Consider the following 24,999-nt stretch of genomic DNA (forward strand, 5'->3'; position numbering starts at 1 on the left):
CACTCCGGGCCAGATCTGTTCGGCCCTCGGCGTGATCGAGGAACACGCGGCGGGTTGGCCGAGCGCCGTCACGGGTGACGTACGACCCGAAGCGGGGCCGCCGCCGCTGACCGCGGAGGAGATCCGGGAGCGGATGAGCGGCAATCTGTGCCGCTGCGGCGCGTACGTGTCCATCGTGCAGGCGGTCGCACAGGCGGCAGAGGCGCAGACGACCGAGGCCGAAGCCGGGGAGGCTGCCGCATGAGGGAGTTCGGCTATCAGCGTGTCCTCGATGTCTCCGGCGCGGTCGCGCTGCTCGACGCCGATCCGGACGCGCGTTTCCTGGGCGGCGGCACCAATCTCGTCGACTTGATGAAGGCCGGCGTGGAACGGCCCGCGCGGCTCGTCGACGTACGCGAACTGCCCCTCGACCGGATCGAGTCGACGAGAGACGGCGGTCTGCGCATCGGCGCCACCGTCACCAACAGCGACCTCGCCGCGCACCCCGAAGTCCGGCGCCGCTACCCGGCGTTGACGCAGGCCGTGCTGGCCGGCGCCTCCGGGCAGCTGCGCAACATGGCCACCGTCGGCGGCAATCTGCTCCAGCGCACCCGCTGCGGCTACTTCACCGACGTGACCAAGCCGTGCAACAAGCGCGTCCCCGGCAGCGGATGCCCCGCCATCGAGGGCGAGCACCACAACCACGCCATCCTCGGCGCCTCCGACCACTGCGTGGCCGCCCACCCTTCGGACATGGCGGTGGCGCTCACCGCCTTCGACGCCGTCGTCTCGTACGAAACCGCCGACGGGCCGGGCGAGTTGCCGTTGGCCGACTTCTACCTGCCGGTGGGTGACACCCCGCATCTGGAGACCGCGCTGCCGCCGGGAGCGCTGATCACCGGCGTCACGCTGCCGCCCGCGCCCACGGCCGCCAACTCCCGCTACCGCAAGGTGCGCGAGCGTGCCTCGTACGCCTTCGCGATCGGCTCGATCGCCGCCGCGCTCGACGTCGAGGACGGGTTCGTACGCGACGTGCGCCTGGCCTTCGGGGCGGTCGCGTCCCGGCCGTGGCGAGCCGGGACCGCCGAACGCGTGCTGACCGGTGCGCCTGCCGACGCCGACGCCTTCGCCGCCGCCGCGGACGCCGAACTGGCAGCCGCCAGGCCGCTGCCCCACAACGGATACAAGGTGGCGCTGATGCGCAACCTGGTCGTGGCCGTCCTGACCGAACTCGCCGAGGAGGCCGCCGCCCGATGACCACGACGACTCAGGCCACTGCGGTGACGGGTGCCGTCGGGACCGCGCACACCCGCGTGGAGGGCCGCGACAAGGTCACCGGAGCCGCCCGCTACGCCGGCGAGGTCCCCTTCGACGAACTGGCCCACGGATGGCTGGTGTTGTCCACCGTCGCCCGCGGCCGCATCCGCTCGCTGGACACCGCCCCGGTCCTTCGGATGCCGGGTGTCCTCACCGTCCTGCACCACGGCAACGCCCCACGCGTCGACAGCGACTACGTCGGCATGCTGGGCGCCCCGGACCCGACCGCCGCCGTCTTCCAGCACGAGCGGGTGCCGCACATGGGCTGGCCGGTGGCGCTGGTCGTCGCCGAGACGTCCGAGCAGGCCAGGGAGGCCGCCGAAGCGCTCGTGGTGCACTACGAGGAAGAGCCGCACGACGTCACGTTCTCGGCCGGACACCCGGACGCATACCAGGTGGACGGCTTCATGCCGGCGGTGACGGAGAAGGGGGACCTGGAGGCAGAACTCACCGCGTCCGCCCTGGTCGTCGACGCGGAATACACCACGCCGGAAGAGCACCACAATCCGATGGAGCCCCATGCGGCGACGGCTCTCTGGGACGGCGGCCGACTGGAAGTGGTCGACTCGAACCAGGGCACCGCCTGGGTCGCCAGCGAGATCGCGAACATGTTCTCCCTCGACCCGGCCTCGGTACGGGTGCGCTCCGAGCACGTCGGCGGCGGCTTCGGCAGCAAGGGCCTCCGCGCGCACCAGGTGGCCGCCGTGATGGCCGCGACCGGCCTGCGGCGTCCGGTCCGGGTCGTCATGACCCGCCGTCAGATGTTCTCGCTCGCCGGCTACCGCAGCCCCACGACGCAGCGGATCAGGCTCGGCGCCCGTGCCGACGGACGGCTGCGCGCGCTGGACCACAGCTCCCTGAGCCTCACCTCGACCGTGCACGAGTTCGTCGAGCCGAGCGCAGGGGTGGCACGGGTGATGTACGACGCCGACGCCCACCACACGGCCAACCGGGTCGTACGGCTCGACGTGCCGACCCCGACGTGGATGCGCGCGCCGGGCGAGGCGCCGGGGTCGTTCGCGGTGGAGGCGGCGCTGGACGAGCTCGCCGAGAAGTGCGGTATCGACCCGATCGAGTTGCGCGTACGCAACGAGCCCGAGGCGGGCCCCGTGTCCGGGCTGCCGTTCAGCAGCCGCAACCTGCTCGCCTGCTTCCGGGAGGGCGCCCGCAGGTTCGGCTGGGCGGACCGGGACCCGCGTCCGGGCCTGCGCCGGGACGGGCGCTGGCTGCTCGGCACCGGTACGGCGGCGGCCTCCTTCGGTGCCGGAGCCGGACCGTCCACGGCGGCCATGACGGCGGAGGCGGACGGCACGTTCACCGTGCGGATCAACGCGGCGGACATCGGCACCGGGGCCCGGACCGCACTCACCCTGGTCGCCGCCGACGCGCTGGAGGTGACACCGGACCGTGTCCAGGTCCGCATCGGCGACAGCGACTTCGGACCGGCGTGGATCGCCGGCGGTTCGATGGGCACCCGCTCCTGGGCGTGGGCGGTCACGGCCGCGGCAGGCGAACTGCGGGAGCGGCTCGCCCTGAACACCGGCATCCCACCGGAGGGCATCACGGTACGGTCGGACACCACCGCGGCCATCGGCGCCCTGGCCCAGAAGGAACGGCACTCCTTCGGGGCGCAGTTCGCCGAGGTCGCCGTGGACCCCGCCACCGGAGAGGTGCGCGTACGGCGCATGCTCGGCATCTTCGCGGCGGGCCGGATCGTCAACCCGCTGACGGCGCGTGGCCAGTTGGTCGGCGGGATGATCTGGGGCATCTCCATGGCCCTGCACGAGGAGGCAGTCCGGGACCGGGCCTCGGGCGGCCACTACGGCGCCGACCTCGCGGGCTATCACGTCGCCGCACACGCCGACGTCCCGCTCGTCGAGGCGGACTGGGTGGACGACCCGGACCCGGACGATCCGGTCGGGATCAAGGGCATCGGCGAGATCGGCATCGTGGGCGCCGCGGCGGCGATCGCCAACGCGGTCTGGCACGCGACCGGCGTACGCCACCGGAACCTCCCCATACGGCCCGACCGGGTCCTGCTGGCGGGAGCCGAAGCGGAGGGTGAGCGGGATGCTTGACCTCGCCGACGAGTTGAACCGGTGGGTCGAGGAGGGCCGCGCCTTCGCCGTCGCCACCGTCGTGGCCGTGGGCGGCAGCGCGCCGCGCAGTCCGGGCGCCGCGCTCGCCGTCGACAGCGAGGGCACGGTCATCGGTTCGGTCTCCGGCGGCTGTGTGGAAGGGGCGGTGTACGACCTGTGCGTCCAGGCGCTCCGGGACGGCGAGGTGGCGCGCGAGCGGTTCGGCTACAGCGATGAGGACGCCTTCGCGGTGGGACTGACCTGCGGCGGGGTCATCGAGGTCCTGGTCACTCCGGTGGGTGCGGACGCGCCGGGCAGGAAGGTGTTCGCGTCGGCGCTCTCGGCCGCCGCAGGGGGCGAGGCCGCGGCCCTCGCCCGTGTGGTCCGGGGACCGGCCGAACTGCTGGGCAGGGCACTGCTCGTCCGCCCGAGCGCAGCGAGATGGGGGTCCCCCCGGACGGAGTCCGGGGAAGGATCGTACGAAGGCGAGCTCGGCGGGCATCCCGAGCTGGACCGCACGGTGGGGCGCGAGGCCCACGCCCTGCTGAACGCCGGCCGCACGGGCACGTTCGACATCTCCGCGAGCGAAGCGAGATGGGGGTCCCCCCGGACGGAGTCTGGGGGAGGATCGCGCTGCGGGGCCACCCTGACGGTGTTCGTCGAGTCGCGCGTGCCACCGCCCCGCATGATCGTCTTCGGTGCGATCGACTTCGCCGCGGCGCTTGTCAGAGCGGGCAAGTTCCTCGGTTACCACGTGACCGTGTGCGACGCCCGTCCCGTCTTCGCCACGCGGGCCCGTTTCCCCGAGGCCGACGACATCGTGGTCGACTGGCCGCACCGCTACCTCCGACGCACCGAGACGGACGCCCGCACAGTTCTGTGCGTGCTGACTCACGACGCCAAGTTCGACGTACCGCTGCTGGAGGCGGCCCTGCGGCTACCGGTCGCGTACGTCGGTGCGATGGGCTCGCGCCGCACCCACGAGGACCGCAACCGGCGGCTGCGTGAAGTCGGCGTCACCGAGCTGGAGTTGGCGCGGCTCAGGTCTCCGATCGGGCTGGATCTCGGCGCCCGTACGCCCGAGGAGACGGCCCTGTCCATCGCCGCCGAGATCGTCGCGGTACGACACGGCGGCTCGGGTGGTCCACTGACCGGCTCGGCGACACCGATTCACCGTGACGTGCGGTCCGCGTCGATCACGCTCGAAGAGCAGGGTGTCCCGTCAGCAGGTCCGGGTCACCGTGCCAGGGCCGACCGTGCCACCGCGAGCACCTGCTCGGCGTAGCCGCGGCCGAACAGTACGGCGTGTACGAGCAGGGGGAAGAGCTGGTGCAGCCCGGTGCGCTCCGCCCAGCCTTCGGCGAGCGGCGCCGCGTCCTGGTAGCCGTCCAGCACCCGGTCCAGGTGAGGACAGCCGAACAGGTGAAGCATGGCCAGGTCGGTTTCCCGGTGACCGCCGTGCGCGGCCGGGTCGATCAGCCAGGCGTGTCCGTCGGCGCCCCACAGCACATTGCCGTTCCACAGGTCACCGTGCAGACGGGCGGGCGGCTCGGCGGGGCCGGCCAGCTCGGGCAGTCGCTCACAGACGCGCTCGACGACGGTCGCCTCGGCCGAGCGCAGCGTGCCGTCGTCGACCGCCCGCCGCAGGTATGGCAGCACCCGGTGCTCGGCGTACCAGCGTGGCCAGTCGGTGCCGGGGACGTTGCGCATCGGGGCGAGGCCGATGTACGCGTCCTCGAGGCCGCCGGGCGGTGGGGCACCGAACTCGGGCGCGCCCGCGGCGTGCAGGGCAGCCAGGTCGCGGCCGAACCGGACCGCGGCCTGCGCGCTCGGGCGCCCGGACGGGACGCGGTCGGTCACCAGCCAGCGCTCGTCGTGGCCGTGCACCACCGGGATACGAACCGTGCCGGTGTCCGCCAGCCAGTGCAGCCCCGCGGCCTCGGCCCGCACCGCACCCGAGTCGTCGCTGCGCTTGACCACTACCAACTGCCCGCTGTCGAGGGTGACTTCGGCGAGCGCGCCGGACAGCGGGCGCTCGCCGGTCGCCGGGCGCCCGGTGAGCCGGGTCGCCGCGGCAGCGGGGCCCTCGCCGTCTCCGGCGGGCGGACGGGCGGTCATACGGGTTGCCTCCGGCGGTTGGGCGGGTGGGTTCGTTGTTGGGTGCGGGTTGGTGGGTGGCTGGTCGCGCCGTTCCCCGCGCCCCTTAGGTCCGTGGTGGGTCGGGGCCGTGGGCCGGTGCGTCAGCCCGTCGCAGGCCGGGCATACGACCCTGGCCTGGTACAAGGCCCTGGTCCTCCGAGACAGAACCTAAGCGACGGGCATACGACGCACCGGCCCACGACCCCTCCCGCCGGCGGGAAGCTGCGGGTACGTCGTGGCTGGTGGTGAGTGGAGCCGCAGGCTTTTGCTTTTAGGGGCGCGGGGAACTGCGCGACCAGCCACGACGGGCCCGCAGCCGCGACACAACGTGTCACCCCCACCCCCTGGCGGGGGGCCTGGGGGCGCAGCCCCGTGGGCTTCCGGCGGGCGTCCGCCGCTTCGCGGCGCTTGGACTTCGGCTGTGCCGGAGGCGGGGTGCGGCCGCGTGTGCTGTTGACCGTTCGGCCGCGGACGATGCCGATGAAGTCCTCGACCAGGTCGGTGGTCGCGTCCTCGGGCCACGCCAGCGCGACGCTCGACTGAGGGGCGTCGACCAGCGGCCTGTACGTGAGGTCCTTGCGATGGTGCAGACGGGCCAACGACTGGGGGACGACGAGGAGGCCCACACCCGCCGCCACGAGTTCGATGGCGTCCGCCGTCGTGGCGGGGCGCTCGAGGGCGGGCCGTCCCGGTAGCTGCTCCCACTCGAGGACGTCGTCGAGCGGGTGGAACACGATGTCGTCGGCGAGATCCGCGACGCTCACCTCGTCCGCCGCCGTCACCAGGTGGTCCTTCGGGACCACGACCACCGTCGACTCGGTGTAGAGGGGGATCGCGCTGAAGACCGTACGGTCGACCGGAAGCCGTACGACCCCCGCGTCGGCTCCACCGCCGCGCAACACGTCGGATGCCTCGGCGGCCGACACGTCGACGAGGGTCAGCGGGACGTCGGGCAGTCGCTCGCTCCAGATCCGCACCCACTTGGCGGGCGTCACCCCCGGAACGTACGCGAGGCGGAACGTAGGAGATGCTTCCGAGCCTGTCACCCCGCCAGGTTACCGGGCGTGGCCGGAGACCCCGTACGCGGTCGACAGCGGAGCCCAACGGTCCGGTACGCGTCCCGTTCCGAGGATGGCGTTGCCCCCGCCCTACCGCGAGGATGCTCCTTCGCGCAGCAACACCCCACCGCACGCGGGCCGAGGAGCCGGAGGAGCTTCCGATGGGTTCACACGCAGCGCCGAGCCGCCGTAAGCGCGCCCTGTTGGTGCCCGTCGGGCTCATGCTCCTGGCCGTGCTTCTCGGCGTTCCCCGTGCCGACGGGGCGCCCGCGCCGGCCGACGCCTGCCGGACCGCCGGCACCGAACTGCCGCGCGGCGACTGCGGTCCGTTCTGGCAGGTCCTCGCGGAGGACTTCAACGGGGACCGGGTGCCGCTGGGCGCGTTCAGCGACTGCGATCACCATGTCGACACCTCGGCCGCGTACTGCGGGGGCCTGAGCGGTGCGTACCGGGACAACTGGTGGGCGTATCCGACCGGTTGGCCCGACACCGCGCGGGACCGTAACCGGGACGTCGTGGGTGTCTACCACCCGGAGGACACCGTGAGCGTAGGTCCCGCTCAGAACGGCGACGGCAGGATGCGCATCCGGATGTGGCGGCCCGCCGACGGAGGTCCCGTACATGCCGCGGCAGTGGTACCGCGCGCCGTCATGCAGATGAAGTACGGCAAGTACAGCGCCCGTATCAAGGTGACGAAGCTCGCTCCGGGCTACAAGTCAGCGTGGCTGCACTACGGCGGAGGCTGCGAGATGGACCACCCCGAAGGCGAGTGGACCGGCGACCTCACCGCCTTCCACCATCCGTGCGGCGGAGGCGAGCAGGGCTACTTCCCCGGGGCCGACGACTGGACCGAGTGGCACACCGTCTCGACCGAGTGGACGCCGGGACATGTGCGGTTCTTCGTGGACGGCCGCCAGACGGGACACGACACCCGAGGCGTGCCGAACCGTCCCCTGTCCTGGGTGCTCCAGAACGAAAGCGCTCTGCAGGGGCCGGGCGCGGCTCCGGGCAGCAGTGCCCGACTCGAGGTCACGTGGGTCGCCGCGTACGCGTACGGCTGGAAATGATCCCGACCTGATCCCGTACGGAAGCAGGAAGCTGCCGGTGGAGATCGACCATCGCCTGACGGCCCATCGGTCGGACAGGCGATCAAGTCAGTAACCTCGGCACATGCCTTTTCGTCGTAGCCATGACAGCCTTCCCGACCCCACCCTGCCGCGCGATCCGCGCGCCGACCAGTACCCGATGCCGCCCGTGCCCTACGGGTGGTACGCCGTTCTCCGCAGCGCCGAGCTGCGCCCGGGCAGGGTCGTCAGCCTGCACTACTTCGGACGTGCCCTCATCGCCTTCCGCGGAGCGGACGGACAGCCGGCCGTACGGGACGCGCACTGCCCGCACTACGGGGCGCATCTGGGCGTGGGCGGGAAGGTCGTGGACGGCACCGTGGAGTGCCCGTTCCACGGGTGGCGATTCGGTACGGACGGCAAGTGCGTGGAGGCACCGTTCGCGGTCCGGACCCCGAAGGTGTCCATCGGCGGCTTCCCGGTCCGTGAGCACAGCGGGCTCGTCTTCGTCTACACCGGACCGGGCGAGCCGGCGTGGGAGGTGCCGGAGATCCCGGAGGCGGCGGACAGGGACTTCGCCAAGCCGATCGACAACACCTGCCGGGCGCGTATCCACGTCCAGGAGATGCGCGAGAACATCGTGGACGAGTCCCACTTCCACTTCATCCACGGCCAGAGCGAACCACCCGTACAGAACCTGCGGCCGGACGGACCCTTCGCCGAGGTCCGCGGCCGGATCGGGCGGCGCGTTCTCGGCTGGGACATCAACAACAGCTTCGATGCGTTCATGTACGGACCCGGCGTCATGGTGGTCCGCTCCCATGGCCCCGTCCTCTCGGTCACCGCGGTCGCCCTGACCACCCCCGTCGACGACCGCACGAGCGAGATGCGGATGCTGTACTACCTCCGCAAGCCGTCCCGGCTCCCGTTCCTGGTCCCCCTCCTCAAGCTCGTCTTCCGGGCGGAAGCCCTGGGCGAGGTGCGCGAGGAGGTCCGGATCTGGGACCACAAGATCCACCAGCCGCGCCCGGTCCTGCTGCCCCACGAGAAGGGCATCAGGGCGCTGCGACGCTGGTACGCCCAGTTCTATCCGACCGAGGTCCCGGCCGAGCAGCTGCGCGACCTCACCTCAGATTCCGAGGCGGAAACCCGAGTCGGGACGGGGAGCGACTAGGCGACCCTTTCCTCAACTGCGGCTCCTTCGCCGCCCGCCACCCAACCTCTTGACGCGTCACCGACAACAGTGGCTTGATGAATTGGGAGCGCTCCCACCTCACTCAGGGAAGGGAACACCATGCGCAGCACCCGCCACTTACCCTTACGGCTCGTTCCGGTTCTCGGCCTTGTCGCCGCCCTGCTTCTCCCCCTGCTCGGCCTCAGCGCCCCGGCTCATGCCGCGCCCACCGGCTTCCGCATCGACAACGGCCGGCTGCTTGAGGCATCCGGGAACGACTTCGTGATGCGGGGCGTCAACCACGCCCACACCTGGTATCCGGACCGGATCAGCTCCCTCGCGCACATCAAGGCGAAGGGCGCCAACACCGTACGTGTCGTCCTCTCCAGCGGTGACCGGTGGACCCGTAACGACACCGCCGATGTGGCGAACGTCGTCAGCCAGTGCAAGCAGAACCGGCTCATCTGCGTTCTGGAGGTCCACGACACGACCGGTTACGGCGAACAGAGCGGAGCCGTCACGCTCTCGCGGGCCGCGGACTACTGGATCAGCGTGCAGAGCGCCCTGACCGGCCAAGAGGACTACGTCATCGTCAACATCGGCAACGAGCCGTACGGGAACACCAATTACGCGAACTGGACGGCCGACACCAAGGCGGCCATCCAGAAGCTCCGGGGCGCCGGGTTCGACCACACGATCATGGTCGACGCGCCCAACTGGGGCCAGGACTGGGCGTTCACCATGCGCGACAACGCCGCCTCGGTCTTCGCCGCGGATCCGGACGCCAACACGATCTTCTCCATCCACATGTACGGCGTCTTCGACACCGCCGCCGAGATCACCGACTACCTGAACCGCTTCGTCGCCGCGAAACTCCCCATCGTGGTGGGCGAGTTCGGCCACGACCACTCGGACGGCAACCCCGACGAGGACGCCATCCTGGCCACTGCCCAGCAGCTCGGGCTCGGCTACCTCGGCTGGTCCTGGAGCGGCAACGGAGGCGGAGTCGAGTACCTGGACATGGTCACGAACTTCGACCCGAACCAGCTCACCAGCTGGGGCCGGCGGATCTTCAACGGCGCGAACGGCATCGCCGCGACCTCCGAGGAGGCTGCCGTCTACTCGTCCTGACAGCGCCCCGGGGAGGCCGACGTCAAGCGACCTGTCAGGGAGCGATGTTGTGGTTCAGGCGGAACAGGTTGCCGGGGTCGTAGCGTCGTTTGACGGACGCCAAGCGGTCGTAGTTCTGCCGGTAGTTGGCTCGCACCCGGTCCTGGTCGTCGGCGTCCATGAAGTTCACGTAGCCGCCCCCCGCCGAGTACGGCTCCAGTGCTGCTGCGAAGGCACGCGCCCAGTCGATGTTCGCCTCGCACTGGGCGCGGGTCGGCAGGGTGGGGCTGAGGGCGGTGGAGAAGTCGGCGTCGCGGTAGGCGAACGCGGTTTCCTCGGGGCCCACCCGATGGCAGGCACCGTCGATGGGGAACACGACCGTCGCACTCTGGATGGTGGGCGTGGTCGCGCCGTACTCGGTGTAGGCGTCGATCGCACCGTCGGGCAGGCCTCTGCTGAAGGAGCCCTTCCAGTAGTGGTAGAGGCCGGCGGGCAGCAGCTCGTCGAAGAGCGTGTTGATCACGGGGTACGGCATGCGCGCGACGTGCTGTCCCACGACCGGGCCGAGGCCGGCGAGCCGGGCCAGGATCCGGTCGTCCTCGTCCTCGGGGCCGCTGAAGCACGTGAGCACCCCGCACATCGGCCGACCGTGCCAGCGCTCCGGCAGGAACGGCAGCGGCGGACCGAGCCCGACGACCAGCAGGGCGTTGAACTCCTCGGCGGAATCGGCGATCAGTTCGCGATAGGCCCGTATCACGTCACCGTCGAGCGGATAGAACGTCGGTCCGCCGAGAATGTCGGCCACCGGGTACAGCCGGTACTCGAAGGATGCGACGACCCCGAAGTTGCCGCCTCCGCCGCGTACGGCCCACATCAGGTCGGCGTTGTGCTCGTCGGTGCAGGTCATGAATGATCCATCGGCCGTGACCAGGTCGACGGAGATCAGGTTGTCACAGGCCAGCCCGCACCGCCGGGCCAGATGGCCCATGCCACCTCCGGTGGTCAGCCCGCCGATTCCCGTGGTGGAGACGACTCCGCCGGTGGTGGCCAGGCCGAAGGCGTGCGTGGCGTGGTTGAAGTCGGCCCAGGTGCAGCCGCCCTCGGCCCGAGCCGTGCGCCTCTCGGGATCGATCCGGATCCCGCGCATGGCGCCGAGGTCGAGTACGACACCTTCGTCGCAGGTGCCGTAGCCGGGGACGCTGTGGCTGCCACCGCGCACGGCCAGCAGCAGTTCGTGGTCCCGGGCGAAGTCCACGGTGGCCCTGATGTCGCCCGCGTCGGCCGCCCGCACGATGATCGCCGGCCGCTTGTCGTGCATCGCGTTGTAGACGGTGCGGGCCTCGTCGTAGTCCGGGTCCCCGGGCTCGATGATCTCGCCCCGGACTGCCTCCCTCAGTCGCTGCGTCAGCGTCTCCTCGAGGGCGGGTGTGTAGGTGGTCATGGCCGCCACCGGCTTTCCGTGTGGTCGGGGAAGGAGTACGGCACCGTTGTAGGCACAGAGCCCGTCTCCGCTCATCGCCCGAACGGCCCATGTCGCCGGGACGGGCATGGCAAGAACAGCCCATGCGGCCGGTCGGATGCGGAGCCGAGCGGACTTGCCGAAGTCCGGTGCGGCCCTGCGCCCCTAGACCGATACGGCCCTGCGCCGCGGGGTGCGACCAGCCACGACGGACCCCCAGCTTTCGAACCGCACTTCCAGCGGAGCGCTTAGGCGAGGCCGTGGGTGTAGGCGTACGCCGTGGCCGCGGCCCGCGACGGCACATCGAGCTTGGCGAAGATGTTGTTGAGGTGTCGCGCGACGGTGTGCTCGCTGATCATCAACTCGGAGGCGATGGACCGGTTGGTCCGGCCGACGGCGACAAGGCGCAACACCTCGGCCTCCCGCTCGGTGAGCCGGCCCGGGAGCTGATCCCGCACTGCGCTGAGCAGGGCTGCCGCCCGCCGTGCATCGGGGTCCGCGCCCAGCCGCTCGAAGGCCGCGTGCGCGGCCTTCAGTTCCAGCCGTGCGCCTTCGTCGTCTCCCGCCGCTCGGTCGGCGGCGGCGAGTGTCATACGGACCTGAGCCGCCTCGTACGGGACACCGAGTTCCTGCCACAGGGCCAGGGCCCGCCGCAGCAGGGGCTGCGCGCGGTCGAGGTCGCGCTCGGCCAGTGCCACCGCGCCGCTCGCCTGCGCGGCGGTCGCGTGCAGCACGGTCGTCCCTGACTCACGCCGCTGCTGCCACTCGCGCGCGGTCGACGCCAGTTCGCCCGCCGTCGTACGGGCCTCATCCAGCTGACGGAGGGCAAGACAGACCTCCACCTGAGCCGCCAGCAGCCGACAGCGCTCGAGGCGGCCGGGTCCGCCGCCGTCCTCCCCGGCGAGGGCGAGCCGCAGGGCGGCGGACGCGGTGGTCGCCTTGCCCTGGGCGAGCCGCAGCAGGGCAAGGCCCGGCTGCGGATCCCGGCCCAGTTCGTGGGCGCGCTCGTACGAGGCCTCGGCCACGGCCAGGTCGCCGCGCCGTCGCTGGATGCCGCCGGCCAGATAGAACGCCTCGGCGGCCATCCGGGCCTCGTACGGCAGCAGCTCCCGGCAGGTTACGGTCGCCTCGCTCTCCGCGGCGGGCCAGTCACCGCGCAGTTCGAGCACTTCCACCCGATGGACGCGGCACAGTCCCCGGAAGTTGTTCTCCTCGGGCATCGACGCGCACCAGGCCATCGCGGCGTCGGTCCACTCGACGGCGCGTTCCAGGTCGGCGCAGGCCATGCACTGCTGAAGGCCCAGGCAGTAGATCCACCCGGTGAAGAACGGGCTGAGCTCGCCCGCCATCACCGAGCACATGACCTCGTCGAGCAGGTCAAGCCCATTGGCGATCCGTCCCTGGGCCAGCAGGACGCTCACCTGCGCCTCGATGCTCATGGCCAGCAGATCGGCGCTGCCGCAGCGCTCCGCGATGTCGGCCATCCGGCGCGCGCAGCTCATGGCCTCGCCGAACGCGCCACGCCGCTGCGCCTCCTCTGCCTCGACCCAGGCGAGATAGCACTGTTCGACACACTCGGGCTCACCGCTCAGATGGCGGCGCGCCCGGTGCAGCCAGCCCGCAGCCGCTGCCGTGCGGCCCGCCAGTTGATGCTCGTAGAAGAGCATCCAGGCGCAGTACCCGGCCCGGCGGTCGGCTCCCGCCGCGGCATAACCCGAGTAGGCCGCCATCCGTGCCTCGATCGATTCCGGAACACGGCTGGTCCACCAAGCGGCGTCGGCGAGCGCGGCAAGGTCGTCAGGAGTCAGCCGGTCGTGGTCGAGGTCACGCAAGGCGGCATACGCCTCGGCCCAAGCCTCATGGGCGACCGCGTCCCTCGCCTGCTCGATCTCGTGGCAGAACGCCTGCGGGGCCGCCTGTTCGCTGCCGGTGGTCTCCTCGGACACGGTGCCTCCCTCCTCGCCCAAAGCGGGCCGGACACCACTCACCAGGATAGAAGCGCGCGGCCCCGGCAAGCACGAGAGCGCACAGCTGTCGAAGTGGCCGGGGTGGCGTTCGGACTCCCTGATCCAGCGGGGTGTGGCGAAGGCGATGAGCAGCCCGATGGGGACGTTGACGAAGAGCACCCACCGCCAGTTCAGCCACTCGACGAGGACTCCGCCCGCGAGCAGGCCGATGGCTCCGCCACCCGCCGAGACCGCGACGTATGAGGTTCGGGTCTGAGTGCCCCGCTTGTCGTGCGCTCATGGGAATCGTCCGCACGCTGTTGCCCAACGGCGGCCCTGTCACCGTTCGATGCGCACCTGCGCAGGCGGGTAGGGCGAGGACGACGTGGTGCCGGCCGACCAGTACCCACCGGAACCGGGCACGGCGGCAAGGGCATTGACCACTACGGGAGTCGTGGCGGCCGGACCGCGCTCGCTCACCCAGGCCCCGCCGTCCCACCGCAGGTAGTGGGCTCGGGTCTGGTCCCAGAAGTCCCAGCCCGAGATGCGGTCCGGCCGTCCCTGCTCGTCGCAGACGATCCCGGTGAGTATGCCGACGGTGAACGGCGTCGTGATGCTGCGCCACGTGCTGCCGCCCCCGTGGAGGAGGGTGACTGCCGGGGGCTTGCCCGCTGGACCGCCTACTCCGTAGGCGTAGCCGGTGAGCCAGATGTCGTCGTCGGCCACAGGGAGCAGACCGGTGACAGTGGCGCGTATGCCGCCGGGCGGAGGCAACTCGGTCCATGCGTCGCCGTCCCAGCGAGCAACCAGTCCGCTGTCGTACACCCAGACGTCGCCGCCGGGAGTGACACGGACGCCCCACGCGGTGGCGGCGGACCCGCTCGGGAGGGGCGGGCACCACGTCCAGCTGCTGCCGTCACCGTGCAGCAGTACAGAGCCGTCGCCGTTCCGCCCGGAGATCCAGGCATGGCCGTCGGGGCCCACCGCGACACCGGTGAGAAGAGTTCCGGCCTCTGACCGCCCGGGGAACTCGGACTCCTGCCACGTACGCCCGTCCCACGCCAGGAGATGAGCGGCGCCGGCGGCGTCGGTGCCCACGGCCCAGGCAGAGCCGGCCGACGTGCCGGCGACGGAGTGCAGGGAGCCGCTGAATCCCGGATGGGCGAGGTTGATACGCGCCCACGCCTCGCCGTCCCGCACCAGGGCCAGCGGCGTCCCGCGGGTTCTGCCGGAGCACCCTTCCTCCCCCACCGCCCAGGCGAGTGTGGGCCCCGCGGCGGCCAGGCCGACAAGCTGGGCAGCCTCCGCGCACTCCGGCGCCGCGACGGCCTGCCACTCGTGGGCTTCCCGAACGTCCTGGCCGAAGGCACCTGCGTCCCGGACAAGGTCACCCGAGGAAGCCCCGGCAGCCCCACCGCTCGCCGAGACGAGCCCCATCCCCGCCCCGGCGCCGAGCACTCCACTGACGAAACGCCGTCTTCGCACGAGGTCCCCCTCTTCGGCGGCCTGCAGAGGCAACACCGTGAACCAGCGCGCCAAAGAACCTAACAACTCCACACGAAACTGGCTCAGTTGCGGCCGACGATCGAGATCCTGAAGCCGTACTCACGGCTCGTGCGTGATCTCTCTCCCGGGAGTGGCCGCCCCCTTCGACTCGCCCGCGGACATCACGCCCGCCAACGCCACACGAAGGACAACTGATACGTGCACGACTGTTGTCCAGACCGGTGGGACACGGCTTACATAGTATGAAAGCGCCCCCGAAAGCGCTTTCGTGCACCACGGAATCCGGCCGACCCATGCGGGTGTCCAGCCGATGAGGGGTGTCAAGCGATGAGACCAACACACCGTCTACAAGGGAGAATCGCCGCAGGCACGCTCACCCTGGCGCTCGCCGCCAGTGGCTGTGCCGGTGGTTCCGGTTCCGGAGATTCATCCGATGACTCCATCGTGATCGGTGTCTCCTTACCCCTCACCGGTGACTTCTCCGAACCCGGCAAGGGCGTCGAACGCGGCTACAAGGCCTGGGCGAAGATCGTCAATGACAAGGGCGGACTCCTCGGCCGCAAGGTCGAGTTGAAGATCCTCGACGACCAGTCGAATGCCGACCGCGTCGTGTCCGACTACGAGCAGCTGATCGGCAGAGACGAGGTCGACCTGGTCTTCGGCCCCTTCTCCACCCGGCTCGTCGTCCCCTCCGCGCGGGTGGCCGAGGAGTACGGCATGCTCTTCGTCGAACCGGCGGGAGCCGCGCCGGAGGTCTTCGACCAGGGCTTCAAGAACCTCTTCTACGCCGCGCCGGCCGTCGCCAACGACCACTACAACCACCTGGCCGACTACATCCTCGCCCTGCCGGCGGGCGAGCGTCCCAAGACGGTCGCGTACGCCGCCATGGACGACCCCTTCGCCCAGGGAACCGCGTACGGACTCAAGGAGAAGCTGGAGAAGGGCGGCATCAAGACCGTCGTCGACGAGGTCTATCCGCCCAACACCACCGATTTCGGCAGCATCGCGGCCAAGATCGCCGACTCGAAGGCGGACATGGTGGTGGGCGGTTCGCAGTACCAGGACGGCGTCAATCTGATCGTCGCCCTCCAACAGCTCAACTACCAGCCGAAGATGGCAGCCTTCTCCACCGCGCCCACCGAACCGGAGTTCGCGAAGGCCATCGGCAACAAGACCGAGGGCATCCTCGCGCCCACCGGCTACACACAGAAGGCCGACTATCCGAGCAACAAGGAGTTCGTCGAGAGGTACACGAAGCAGTTCGGCAAGGCCCCGGAGGAGGACGAGGCCAACGCGTACACCACCGGCCAGGTGGTCGCGGCGGCCGTCGAGGCCGCCGACTGCGCCTCCCAGGACCCCGAATGCCAGAGCAAGTTGGTCGACTGGCTGCGCGGCAACGAGGTGGAAACCGTCGTCGGACCGCTGAAGTGGGACGACAAGGGCCGCCCGCAGAGCGCACACATGATCCAGCAATGGATCGACGGGGAGATCCAGATCGTGCTCCCCGAAGCGCAGAAGGAAGCGGATCTGGTCCACCCCAAGCCGGCCTGGTGAGGCCGGCGTGCCCTCCGCGAGCCTCGTCTTCCAGAGCGTCGTCCTCGGTGTGCTGCTGGGAGGGCTCTACGCCCTCCTCGCCGCAGGCCTGACCCTCTACTTCGGCGTCATGCGCGTCGTGATGATCGCCCACTCCGCCTTCCTGATCCTCGCCGCCTACCTCGCCTGGTACGCCCACCGGGAGACCGGCATCGATCCGCTGCTCACCCTGGTCGTCACCGTGCCACTGTTTTTCGGGGCGGGCGTCGCCATGCAGCGACTGCTCCTCACCCGGCTCCGCCCCGCGACCCTCACCATGATGTCGGTGCTGCTCACCTTCTCGGTCGCCCTGACCATCGAGGGCCTCCTCGGGTACGCCTTCAGCGGCACCCAGCGCCGGATCCGGCTCGGCTACAGCTCGGCCGGCTTCGAGTTCCTGGGCGCGAGGATCGCGGCGGTCAAGCTGATCGCCTTCGGTATGGCCGCGCTCGCCCTGCTGGGGCTGTATGTGCTGATGAAGCACAGCCGGTTCGGCCAGGCGCTGCGCGCCACCATCCAGCACCGGGAAGCCGCCCAGCTGCTCGGCATCGACACCGACCGGATCGCCGGCTACGGCTTCGGCCTCGGCCTCGCCACGGCGGCCGTCGGCGGCACGGCGCTCGCCCTCGACACCACCATCTACCCGTCACTGCACTGGCATTGGATCGGCCCGCTGATGGCGATCATCGTCGTCGGCGGACTCGGCAGCGTGCCGGGAGCCGCCATCGCCGCCATGACGCTGGGCATGCTGCAGAGCCTGCTCCAACTGGAGCTCTCCACCACCTGGGCGCAGACCGTCTTCTACGTCGCGCTCTTCGCCACCCTGGCCTTCCGGCCCCAGGGATTCTTCGGGGGGCGGCTTGCGCAGAGGTTCTGAAACCCCATTCCGGGCAGGCAAGTTGCGTACAGGCACACTGCTGCACATCGGCGCCCTGCTGGCCGCCGTCGCCATCGCCCTGTCCTTCCCGTCCATGGCCCCGAGCCCGTACGAGATCACCGTGGGCATCGCCATCCTCAACTACGCGGTGCTGTCCACCTCCTGGAACTTCGTCGGCGGCTTCACCGGCTATATCTCGCTCGGGCACGGTGCCTTCGCCGGACTCGGCGCCTACGGGACGGGGCTGCTGGTCACCAAGGCCGAACTCCCGCCGTTCGCCGCGCTGTTCGTGGCAGCCGCACTGGTGGCCGCGCTCGCCGTGCCGGTCGGCTACGCCGCCCTGCGGGTGCGCGGCGCCTCCTTCGTCATCGTCTCCATCGCCCTCGTCCTCATCCTGCTGCTGGTCTTCCAGAGCTGGGCCTCCTTCACCGGCGGCTCCAGAGGACTCGTCGTACCGCGGCCGTTCCCGGGCATGCTGCGCTCCGAGCACCACCGGACCTTCTACTTCCTGTTCGCCGCGCTGCTCGCGGTGGCCCTGCTGACCTGGTGGATCATCGACCGCTCGCGGTTCGGTATGGGCCTGAAGGCGATCCGCGAGGACGAGGACAAGGCCCAGTCCCTGGGCACACCCACCTTCGCCTACAAGCTCGTCGTCTTCGTGGTCTCCGCCGCCTTCACCTCGCTGGCCGGCGGGCTCTACGCGCTCTGGTTCGGCGATCTCGACCCGGTCTTCCAGTTCTCCATCCTCAGCGGGGCGTACATGGTGCTGATGGCGCTGCTGGGAGGCGTACGCCATCTGTACGGGCCGCTGCTCGGCGCCGTGATCGTCGGGTACGCCCTGGAGTACTCCAAGGTCGAGTACGGCGACACCCCCCTGCATCTGGTCGTGGCGGGGCTGCTGCTGGGCGTCGTCGTGATGTTCATGCCGGACGGGGTCATCCCGGCCGCAACCGCGCTGCTTGGCCGCTTCCGCAAGGCCGACGAGACCTCCATTCGCGAGGTGACCGCCGCCGAACTGAAGCAGCGGCACGGACAGCGCGACGGAAACGACGGAAACGACGGAACGGATGGTTCGGAGGTGAGAGACAGTGAGCGAAGCGGAAGCGGCGGCTGAGCCCGGGACTCGGCCGAGTCTGGCAACCGTCGGCCTCAGCAAGGCCTTCGGCGGTGTCACCGCGCTCGACTCGGCCACCGTGACCTTCCACCACGGCAAGGTCAACGCCCTGATCGGTCCCAACGGCTCCGGCAAAACCACCTTCTTCAACTGCGTCACCGGGATGATCCGCGCGGATGCGGGCCGTACCACCTACCGCGGGCGCGACATCACGGGAAAGTCCCCGCACCGGATCGCCCGTGCCGGCATCGGGCGTTCCTTCCAGCTGTGCCGTGTCTTCCCGAGGATGACCGTGCTCGACAACCTCCTCGCCGCCGTACAGCCGTCCACCCTCGCGGGGCAGCTCGCCCGCGCGGGCCGGAGGGAGGAGACCGAGCGGGCTCGTGGCTGGCTGTCGCGGATGGGCATCGAGCATCTGGAGCGGGCCGAGGCACGCCAACTGTCCTGGGGGCAGCAGAAGTTGCTGGAACTGGCGGGTGTGCTGATGAGCGAGCCCGAACTGATCCTGCTGGACGAGCCGGCCGGAGGGGTAAACCCGGCGCTCATCGACCGCATCTGCGACCTGGTGCGCGAACTCAACGCCGAGGGACGCACCTTCCTGATCGTCGAGCACAACATGGACCTGGTCATGAGTCTGAGCGACCACGTCGTCGTGTTCGACCGCGGCAGTCCGATAGCCGAGGGCCCGCCCTCCGTGATCCAGTCCGACGAACGAGTCCTCGGGGCATACCTTGGCGTCTGACACCGACTCTGCGATCCCTGAATCCGCATTCCCCGACTCTGATTTCCTTCTCGAACTCGACGACATACAGGCCGGATACGGCCGGGCGGCCCTCGTGCTGCGCGGGCTGACCGTCCAGGTCCCCGCCGGGGCGATCGTCTGCCTGGTCGGGCCGAACGGAGCAGGAAAGTCCACCGTTCTGAAGGTCGCCAGCGGACTCCTCGCCCCACGCTCGGGCCGGGTCCTCGTCGACGGCAAGAACCTCACCGGCCATGGGCCTCAGCGGATGCTGGCCGCCGGAGTCGCCCATGTCCTCCAAGGGCACAGCGTTTTCCGGGAGATGACGGTCGCCGAGAACGTTCTGCTCGGCGGCTACACCCTCCGGGACAAGCAACTCATCGCCGAGCGGGTGAGGTTCGTACGGGACCTCTTCCCCGTCGTCGGGGAACGGTGGACGAGCCTGGCCGGACTGCTCTCCGGAGGCCAGCAGAAGCAGGTGGAGTTCGCACGTTCGCTGATGGTCAAGCCCCGGGTGGTGCTGCTCGACGAGCCGTCGATGGGGCTCGACCCCAAGGCGACCGGCGTCGTCTTCGAGCAGATCGTACGGATGCGGGACGCGGGCACAGCTGTCCTGCTGGTGGAACAGAACGCGCGGCGCGCCCTTGAGGCCGCCGACACCGGCTGCGTACTCGACCTCGGCCGGGTCCATGTCTCGGGCCCTGCACGGGAGTTGCTCGCCGATCCGCAATTGGGCGAGCTCTATCTCGGAGGCCGGCCCGCACGCCGCTGACACGCCTCGTAGACACGCCTCGCAAAGGAGCGAGTGGATGTTCACGCAACGCAGGCGGAACACGGCGGTGGCTCTCGCCGCCTTCCTGACGGCCCTGACCGCTCTGGCCGCGGCACCTGCCGAAGCCCGGGTGGACCGCGGTGCCGTACACCCTTCTCTGCGCCCGCACTTGGCGGCGTATTACGACTTCGAGCACCCGGCGCGCGGCAACCCGGCGAGGGAGCGGGACCAGGGTTTCTCGCGCACCGACATCGACCTGGTGGGCGGCGGTGCGGCGATGCGCACGCGGGACGGGGCGCACCGGGGCAGCCGGACCTCGCTCCAGGTGCGGCAGGTGAACCCGGAAGCGGCCGGCAACGACGACTGGAAGGCGGGCGTGTACGGGGCCTCGGGTGTGCCGAGCCTGCGGGCCTTCAACGCCGCCAAGGGGATCACCGTCATGGGCTGGTTCAAGTCGACCGGTCCGAACCCGGGCCGGAACAGCAACACGGCCTCCCCGGACGACCACTACAGCGCCGTCGGCCTGGCAGGCGTGCTGTCCGGGGACTCCGACGGCCACGCGGTCCGTGGACTGCTGGAGATCATCGAGGTGAACGGCGAACTGCGGCTGGTCGCCCTCGGCCGGCGCATCGACGGGGCGAGCTCCCAGACCTTCGCCGCGTCCGGGGACTGGCGGACCCTGCTGCCCGACGGTGAGTGGGTGTTCCTCGCCGCGACCTTCGACTTCGACACCGGTGCCATGGCGCTCTACCGCAACGGGCAGCGGCTGGACGGTTTCTACACCGTCCCCGGCGACCCCTGGGACCTCTCGGGACCCGGGCCGCACCGGGCCTCACCGACCGATCCCCGGGGCATCAAGATCGGCGGGAGTTTTCCGCAGAACACCGGCGAACGCAATCCCTGCGACTGCCGCATGGACAGCTTGATGTTCCTCAACCGTGCCGTGGACGGCGACCGGATACGGGCTCAGTACCACCTGTCGAACTCCGGCCGGCGCTGAGCGCACCGAAGGAGTGATACCGATGACCACATCCACCGGCCTCAGACCGAGACCTCTCGTACTGGCCCCTCTCCTCGTCCTCTCCCTACTGCTGTCGGCCCTCGTCATCCTGCCCGGCACGGCGCACGCCGCGGCCGAGCCCATCACCGACCCCATCCCCGAGCGGCCCGCCACCTCCGGCATCGGGCTGACCGTCGAGGAGTACGCCTCCTTCCCGAAGACCGAGCCGCCTCCCGGCCCGGTCACCGATCCACGGCTGGTACGGCAGGCCCGCATCAACTACTTGAGCGAACTCCCCGACGGTTCGGGCCGGATGGCCGTCCCCGACCTCAATGGCAAGCTGTATCTCGTCGAGGACGGCGGCAGCCCGCAGGTCTATCTCGACATCGCGGCCACCTTCGGCCCCGCGTTCTTCGCCAGCCGTGGCCTCGGCCAGGGCTTCGGGTTCGTGACCTTCGACCCCGGCTTCAAGCGCAACGGCCGCTTCTACACCGTCCACACCGAACTGGCCTCCGCCACCACCGCCGTACCCGACTTCCGGCAGCAGGCGGCGACCAACTACCACGGCATCATCACCGAGTGGACCGCAGACGACCCCTCGGCAGGCACGTTCCAGGGCAGTCGCCGCGAAATCCTGCGCATCGGTTTCGCGGGCACGATCCACGGCATCCAGCAGATCGACTTCAATCCCAACGCCCGGCCCCACCACCCCGATTACGGACTCCTCCATGTCGCCGTCGGCGACGGCGGCCAAGGTGTCAGGAACACCGAGCCGCAGGACCTCTCCCTCCCCCACGGCAAGATCCTGCGCATCGACCCACGCGGCACGAACAGCGCCAACGGCAAGTACGGCATCCCGGCGCGGAACCCGTTCACCCGCACCCCCGGCGCACTGGGCGAGATCTACGCGTACGGCATGCGTGACCCGCACCGCTTCAGCTGGGACACCGGTGGCGGCCGGCGCATGTATCTCGGTCACATCGGACAGCACGCCGTCGAATCCGTCTACGAGGTGCGTGCGGGCGACAACCTGGGCTGGAGCGAACGCGAAGGCGCGTTCGTCTTCGACAAGACGGCTGCCGACCCCTGCGACCAGATGCTCCCGCTCCCCGAGGACGACGAGAAGTACGGCTACACCTATCCTGTCGCCGCCTACGACCACGACCCGCCCGCCGACTGGAACTGCACCTCCGACGTGGGTCGCGCCATCGTGGGCGGCTTCGTCTACCGCGGCCACGACCTGCCCGAGCTGCGCGGCAAGTACGTCTTCGGGGACATCGTCGACGGCCGTCTGCTCTTCGCCGACGCCTTGGACATGCGGCGCGGGGAGAAGGAACTGGCCCAGCTCTACGACCTGATGCTGTACGACGCGAGCGGCAAGCGCGTCACCATGCGGGACCTGGCCGGGGACACCCGGGTGGACCTGCGCTTCGGACAGGACGCGGACGGCGAGCTGTATCTGCTCTCCAAGGCCAACGGCAAGATCTGGAAGGTCACCGGGACCCGGATGTTCGCCTCCTGCGACACGGGCGGCTCCTCGCTTCGCCATGTCATAGCCGGACGGAACTGGGCTCCTGTCACCCCGTCGAAGTGGCGGTTCCCGGGCCACGAGGCCGTCCTCGCCGAGCCCGGGGTCCAGCGGCCCGGCCCGCGCCGCCCCTTCGAGTACGCCGTACTGACCGCGGGCCCGGCGGCTCTGGGCTCCGTACGGATCGACGCCGAGGTGCGGATCGACACCCCCGTCGAGGTCACCAACCGGGACGTGATCATCGTCTTCGACTACGAGTCGGACACGAAGTTCGCCTACGCCCATCTGTCGACGGACAACACCATCTATCCGCACAACGGCATCTTCGTGGTCAACGGCGCCGACCGGCTCCGGATCGAGGACCAGTGGAACGGCAGGACGGGTGCCCCACCGGCCATCACCGACAGCGACTGGCACAAGGTGCGGGTGGTGCGCTGCGCGAGCAGCGGTGAGATCGCGGTCTACGTCGACGGCTCGAAACGTCCGCTGATGACCGCCGTCGACACCACGCTCGCCTCCGGCAGGGTGGGCTTCGGATCGTTCGACAACATCGGGCGGCTTCGCGGCCTGAAGGTCTCGTACCGCTGACCCTCGTACCACTGCAGGCCGTACCGCTGAGTCTCCTGCCGTTGAGGGATGAGGGGCCTCGGTCTCAGACCGGGCCGAGGCCCTTCCCGCCCAGGCGTTCCAGGTCGGAGGGGCGGACCTGGATGACCACGACGGCGATCAGTGCGGCGAGCACGGCGAAGATCGCCGCCATGGTGAAGGCGGCCGAGACGCCGGCGGTGAGGACCTCGTCGGCCCAGGGCGGCGGAAGGTCCCCGGTGCGCTCGAACCGCAGGCGCTCGGCCGGGGTCGCCTGCTCAAGGAAGCGCGGAACCTGCTTGTCCGCCTCGTTGCGGCTGGCCGTGCCGAACATCGTGACCAGGATGGACAGGCCCAGCGAGCCGCCGACCTGCTGGGTGGCGTTGAGGAGTCCGGAGGCGGCGCCGGTCTCGTGTGTGGGGACGTTGGAGAGCGCCATGAGTGTGAGCGAGACGAACTCCATGCCCATGCCCAGGCTGAACACCAGGATGGGGCCGAGGACGCTGCCCACGTAGGTGGAGTGGACGTCGGTCAGGGTCAGCCACGCCAGGCCGGACGCCGCCAGGATCCCGCCCACCACCATGAACGGCTTGGGGCCGTATCTGGGCAGGAATCGCGAGGCCAGCCCGGCGCCGATCGCGATGACCGCGCTGACCGGCAGGAAGGCGAGACCGGTCTGCAGCGGGCTGAAGTCCAGCACGTTCTGCGTGAAGAGCGTGAGGAAGAAGAACATGCCGAAGATCGCGGCGGCCAGGCTCAGCATCATTCCGTAGGTGCCCGCGCGGTTACGGTCGGCGAACATGTGCAGGGGCGTGATCGGCTGTCTGGACTGCCTCTCGATGAGGATGAACACCGTGAGGATAACTACGGCCGCCGCGAACGAGGCGACCGTGAGCCCGTCCCGCCAGCCCTCCTGCGCGGCCCTGATGAATCCGTAGACCAGCAGCACCATGCCGACGGTGGAGGTGAGCGCTCCGGCGATGTCGAAGTGGCCGGGGTGGCGTTCGGACTCCCTGATCCAGCGGGGTGTGGCGAGGGCGATGAGCAGCCCGATGGGGACGTTGACGAAGAACACCCACCGCCAGTTCAGCCACTCGACGAGGACTCCGCCCGCGAGCAGGCCGATGGCTCCGCCGCCCGCCGAGACCGCGGCGAACACCCCGAACGCCCGGTTGCGTTCGGGGCCTTCGCGGAAGGTCGTACTCACCAGGGAGAGGGCGGTCGGGGACGCGATGGCACCACCGACGCCCTGGAGGGCGCGCGCGGCGAGGAGTTGACCGGCGTTCTGCGCGAGTCCGCCGAGCAGCGAGGCGAGCACGAAGAGGAGCACGCCGAAGATGAAGACGCGCCGTCTGCCGAGGATGTCGCCGGTCCGGCCGCCGAGCAGCAGCAGCCCGCCGAAGCTGAGGGTGTAGGCGTTGACCACCCAGGCCAGGCTGGTGGTGGAGAAGTCCAGGGAGCGCTGGATGTCCGGCAGCGCGATGTTCACGATGGTGATGTCCAGGACCACCATCAGCTGGCACGAGGCGATGACCAGCAGAGCCATCGCGTTTCCGCCACCGCCGCGTTCCCGGGTGGTGGTCTGTGGTGAGGAGGCCGGCTGCGGGCTGCTGCTTCCGTCCACCGTTCGAAGCTACGCCCGTTCGGGGGACGTCACCACTTGGATCATGGCCCCGCCGCGTGGGGTGAGTCGGTGAGCCGGCTCACCCCGAGGAGCCGTGGATCAGCGTCCGGTGGCAGCGGTCCGGACGGTGACCTCGTCCCACATCAGCGGTGTGTCGTCGAAGACCACCGCGATCTTGATCTTCCTCCCGCCCGCGATGGTCGCCGGAAGGGTCACGCTGCCCTTCTGGGCCTCGTCGAAGGAGACCTGGCCCAGGTCCGTGACCTTGCCGTCGGCTGCGAACACGTAGGCGTGGCCGGTCTTGTTCGCGTGCAGGGCCGTGCCCGCGGGATCCGAGGCGGCGGCGTTCAGCGACACG

At 70.1% G+C, this 24,999-nt stretch carries 20 protein-coding genes and 1 pseudogene; 14 read left to right on the forward strand and 7 right to left on the reverse strand.

All coding sequences use genetic code 11. The features are described 5' to 3' along the window. The 4 genes from OP79_RS30320 to OP79_RS30335 form a co-directional block, all read left to right on the forward strand. The coding region (locus OP79_RS30320; protein WP_033324740.1) for a 2Fe-2S iron-sulfur cluster-binding protein at positions 1-244 on the forward strand (244 nt) is incomplete at its 5' end. Then, positions 241-1,236 (forward strand): FAD binding domain-containing protein, encoded by a 996-nt coding sequence (locus OP79_RS30325; protein WP_033324741.1) that lies wholly within the window; start codon positions 241-243, stop codon positions 1,234-1,236. The genes OP79_RS30320 and OP79_RS30325, both read left to right, overlap by 4 nt. Then, complete coding sequence (locus OP79_RS30330) at positions 1,233-3,374, forward strand: xanthine dehydrogenase family protein molybdopterin-binding subunit (protein WP_033324742.1); 2,142 nt, start codon at positions 1,233-1,235, stop codon at positions 3,372-3,374. The genes OP79_RS30325 and OP79_RS30330 overlap by 4 nt, the downstream gene beginning before the upstream one ends. Continuing rightward, complete coding sequence (locus tag OP79_RS30335) at positions 3,367-4,659, forward strand: XdhC family protein (RefSeq protein ID WP_078492107.1); 1,293 nt, start codon at positions 3,367-3,369, stop codon at positions 4,657-4,659. The genes OP79_RS30330 and OP79_RS30335 overlap by 8 nt, the downstream gene beginning before the upstream one ends. Here the strand turns inward: OP79_RS30335 and OP79_RS30340 are convergent. Continuing rightward, entirely contained in the window at positions 4,611-5,492 is an 882-nt protein-coding gene (locus tag OP79_RS30340; protein ID WP_033324743.1) for a fructosamine kinase family protein, read from the reverse strand. The genes OP79_RS30335 and OP79_RS30340 overlap by 49 nt on opposite strands. 122 nt (positions 5,493-5,614) lie before the next feature. Next, complete coding sequence (locus OP79_RS30345; RefSeq protein WP_078492108.1) at positions 5,615-6,559, reverse strand: LysR family transcriptional regulator substrate-binding protein; 945 nt, start codon at positions 6,557-6,559, stop codon at positions 5,615-5,617. Positions 6,560-6,732: 173 nt separating this feature from the next. Here OP79_RS30345 and OP79_RS30350 point away from each other — a divergent pair, with 173 nt between their 5' ends. From OP79_RS30350 to OP79_RS49915, 3 genes are all read left to right on the forward strand, one after another. Next, on the forward strand, positions 6,733-7,638 hold the full coding sequence (locus OP79_RS30350) for a glycoside hydrolase family 16 protein (RefSeq protein ID WP_033324744.1): 906 nt from the start codon (positions 6,733-6,735) through the stop codon (positions 7,636-7,638). Positions 7,639-7,741: 103 nt separating this feature from the next. Next, positions 7,742-8,809: a Rieske 2Fe-2S domain-containing protein gene (locus OP79_RS30355; protein ID WP_211270890.1), complete on the forward strand. Its 1,068-nt coding sequence runs from the start codon at positions 7,742-7,744 to the stop codon at positions 8,807-8,809. A 120-nt stretch (positions 8,810-8,929) separates the two neighbouring features. Further along, positions 8,930-9,940 (forward strand): glycoside hydrolase family 5 protein, encoded by a 1,011-nt coding sequence (locus OP79_RS49915; RefSeq protein WP_078492109.1) that lies wholly within the window; start codon positions 8,930-8,932, stop codon positions 9,938-9,940. 34 nt (positions 9,941-9,974) lie between these two features. On the opposite strand, the gene OP79_RS30365 is transcribed toward OP79_RS49915, so the two are convergent. The 4 genes and pseudogenes from OP79_RS30365 to OP79_RS30375 form a co-directional block, all read right to left on the reverse strand. Next, positions 9,975-11,360 (reverse strand): FAD-binding oxidoreductase, encoded by a 1,386-nt coding sequence (locus OP79_RS30365; protein WP_033324812.1) that lies wholly within the window; start codon positions 11,358-11,360, stop codon positions 9,975-9,977. Positions 11,361-11,626: 266 nt separating this feature from the next. Then, positions 11,627-13,324, reverse strand: a complete 1,698-nt coding sequence (locus tag OP79_RS30370) for a helix-turn-helix transcriptional regulator (protein ID WP_245685503.1) — start codon at positions 13,322-13,324, stop codon at positions 11,627-11,629. 87 nt (positions 13,325-13,411) lie between these two features. After that, positions 13,412-13,585: pseudogene (locus OP79_RS57275) on the reverse strand (MFS transporter); the annotation flags it as partial. A 78-nt stretch (positions 13,586-13,663) separates the two neighbouring features. Further along, positions 13,664-14,809, reverse strand: coding sequence for a ligand-binding sensor domain-containing protein (locus OP79_RS30375; RefSeq protein ID WP_033324815.1), 1,146 nt, complete (start codon positions 14,807-14,809; stop codon positions 13,664-13,666). A 465-nt stretch (positions 14,810-15,274) separates the two neighbouring features. Here OP79_RS30375 and OP79_RS30380 point away from each other — a divergent pair, with 465 nt between their 5' ends. The 7 genes from OP79_RS30380 to OP79_RS30410 are packed head-to-tail and all read left to right on the forward strand — an operon-like array spanning position 15,275 to position 23,020. Continuing rightward, entirely contained in the window at positions 15,275-16,384 is a 1,110-nt protein-coding gene (locus OP79_RS30380; RefSeq protein ID WP_211270891.1) for an amino acid ABC transporter substrate-binding protein, read from the forward strand. Positions 16,385-16,391: 7 nt separating this feature from the next. After that, positions 16,392-17,279, forward strand: a complete 888-nt coding sequence (locus OP79_RS30385) for a branched-chain amino acid ABC transporter permease (protein ID WP_033324745.1) — start codon at positions 16,392-16,394, stop codon at positions 17,277-17,279. Between the two features lie 22 nt (positions 17,280-17,301). Further along, complete coding sequence (locus tag OP79_RS30390; protein WP_211270892.1) at positions 17,302-18,393, forward strand: branched-chain amino acid ABC transporter permease; 1,092 nt, start codon at positions 17,302-17,304, stop codon at positions 18,391-18,393. Then, positions 18,368-19,135 (forward strand): ABC transporter ATP-binding protein, encoded by a 768-nt coding sequence (locus OP79_RS30395; RefSeq protein WP_033324747.1) that lies wholly within the window; start codon positions 18,368-18,370, stop codon positions 19,133-19,135. Before OP79_RS30390 ends, OP79_RS30395 begins: the two co-directional genes overlap by 26 nt. Then, positions 19,125-19,904 carry an ABC transporter ATP-binding protein gene (locus tag OP79_RS30400; protein ID WP_211270893.1) on the forward strand — a complete coding sequence of 260 codons (780 nt, stop codon included), beginning with the start codon at positions 19,125-19,127 and terminating at the stop codon, positions 19,902-19,904. Before OP79_RS30395 ends, OP79_RS30400 begins: the two co-directional genes overlap by 11 nt. Positions 19,905-19,941: 37 nt before the next feature. Next, on the forward strand, positions 19,942-20,904 hold the full coding sequence (locus tag OP79_RS30405; RefSeq protein ID WP_051745038.1) for a LamG domain-containing protein: 963 nt from the start codon (positions 19,942-19,944) through the stop codon (positions 20,902-20,904). A 22-nt stretch (positions 20,905-20,926) separates the two neighbouring features. After that, positions 20,927-23,020, forward strand: coding sequence for a PQQ-dependent sugar dehydrogenase (locus OP79_RS30410; RefSeq protein ID WP_051745039.1), 2,094 nt, complete (start codon positions 20,927-20,929; stop codon positions 23,018-23,020). A gap of 64 nt (positions 23,021-23,084) precedes the next feature. On the opposite strand, the gene OP79_RS30415 is transcribed toward OP79_RS30410, so the two are convergent. After that, a complete protein-coding gene (locus OP79_RS30415; protein ID WP_033324748.1) occupies positions 23,085-24,563 on the reverse strand; it encodes an MFS transporter in 1,479 nt (492 codons plus the stop codon). Positions 24,564-24,999 lie beyond the last annotated feature (436 nt).

Source organism: Streptomyces yerevanensis, from assembly GCF_000716805.1.
GTDB lineage: Bacteria > Actinomycetota > Actinomycetes > Streptomycetales > Streptomycetaceae > Streptomyces > Streptomyces flaveus.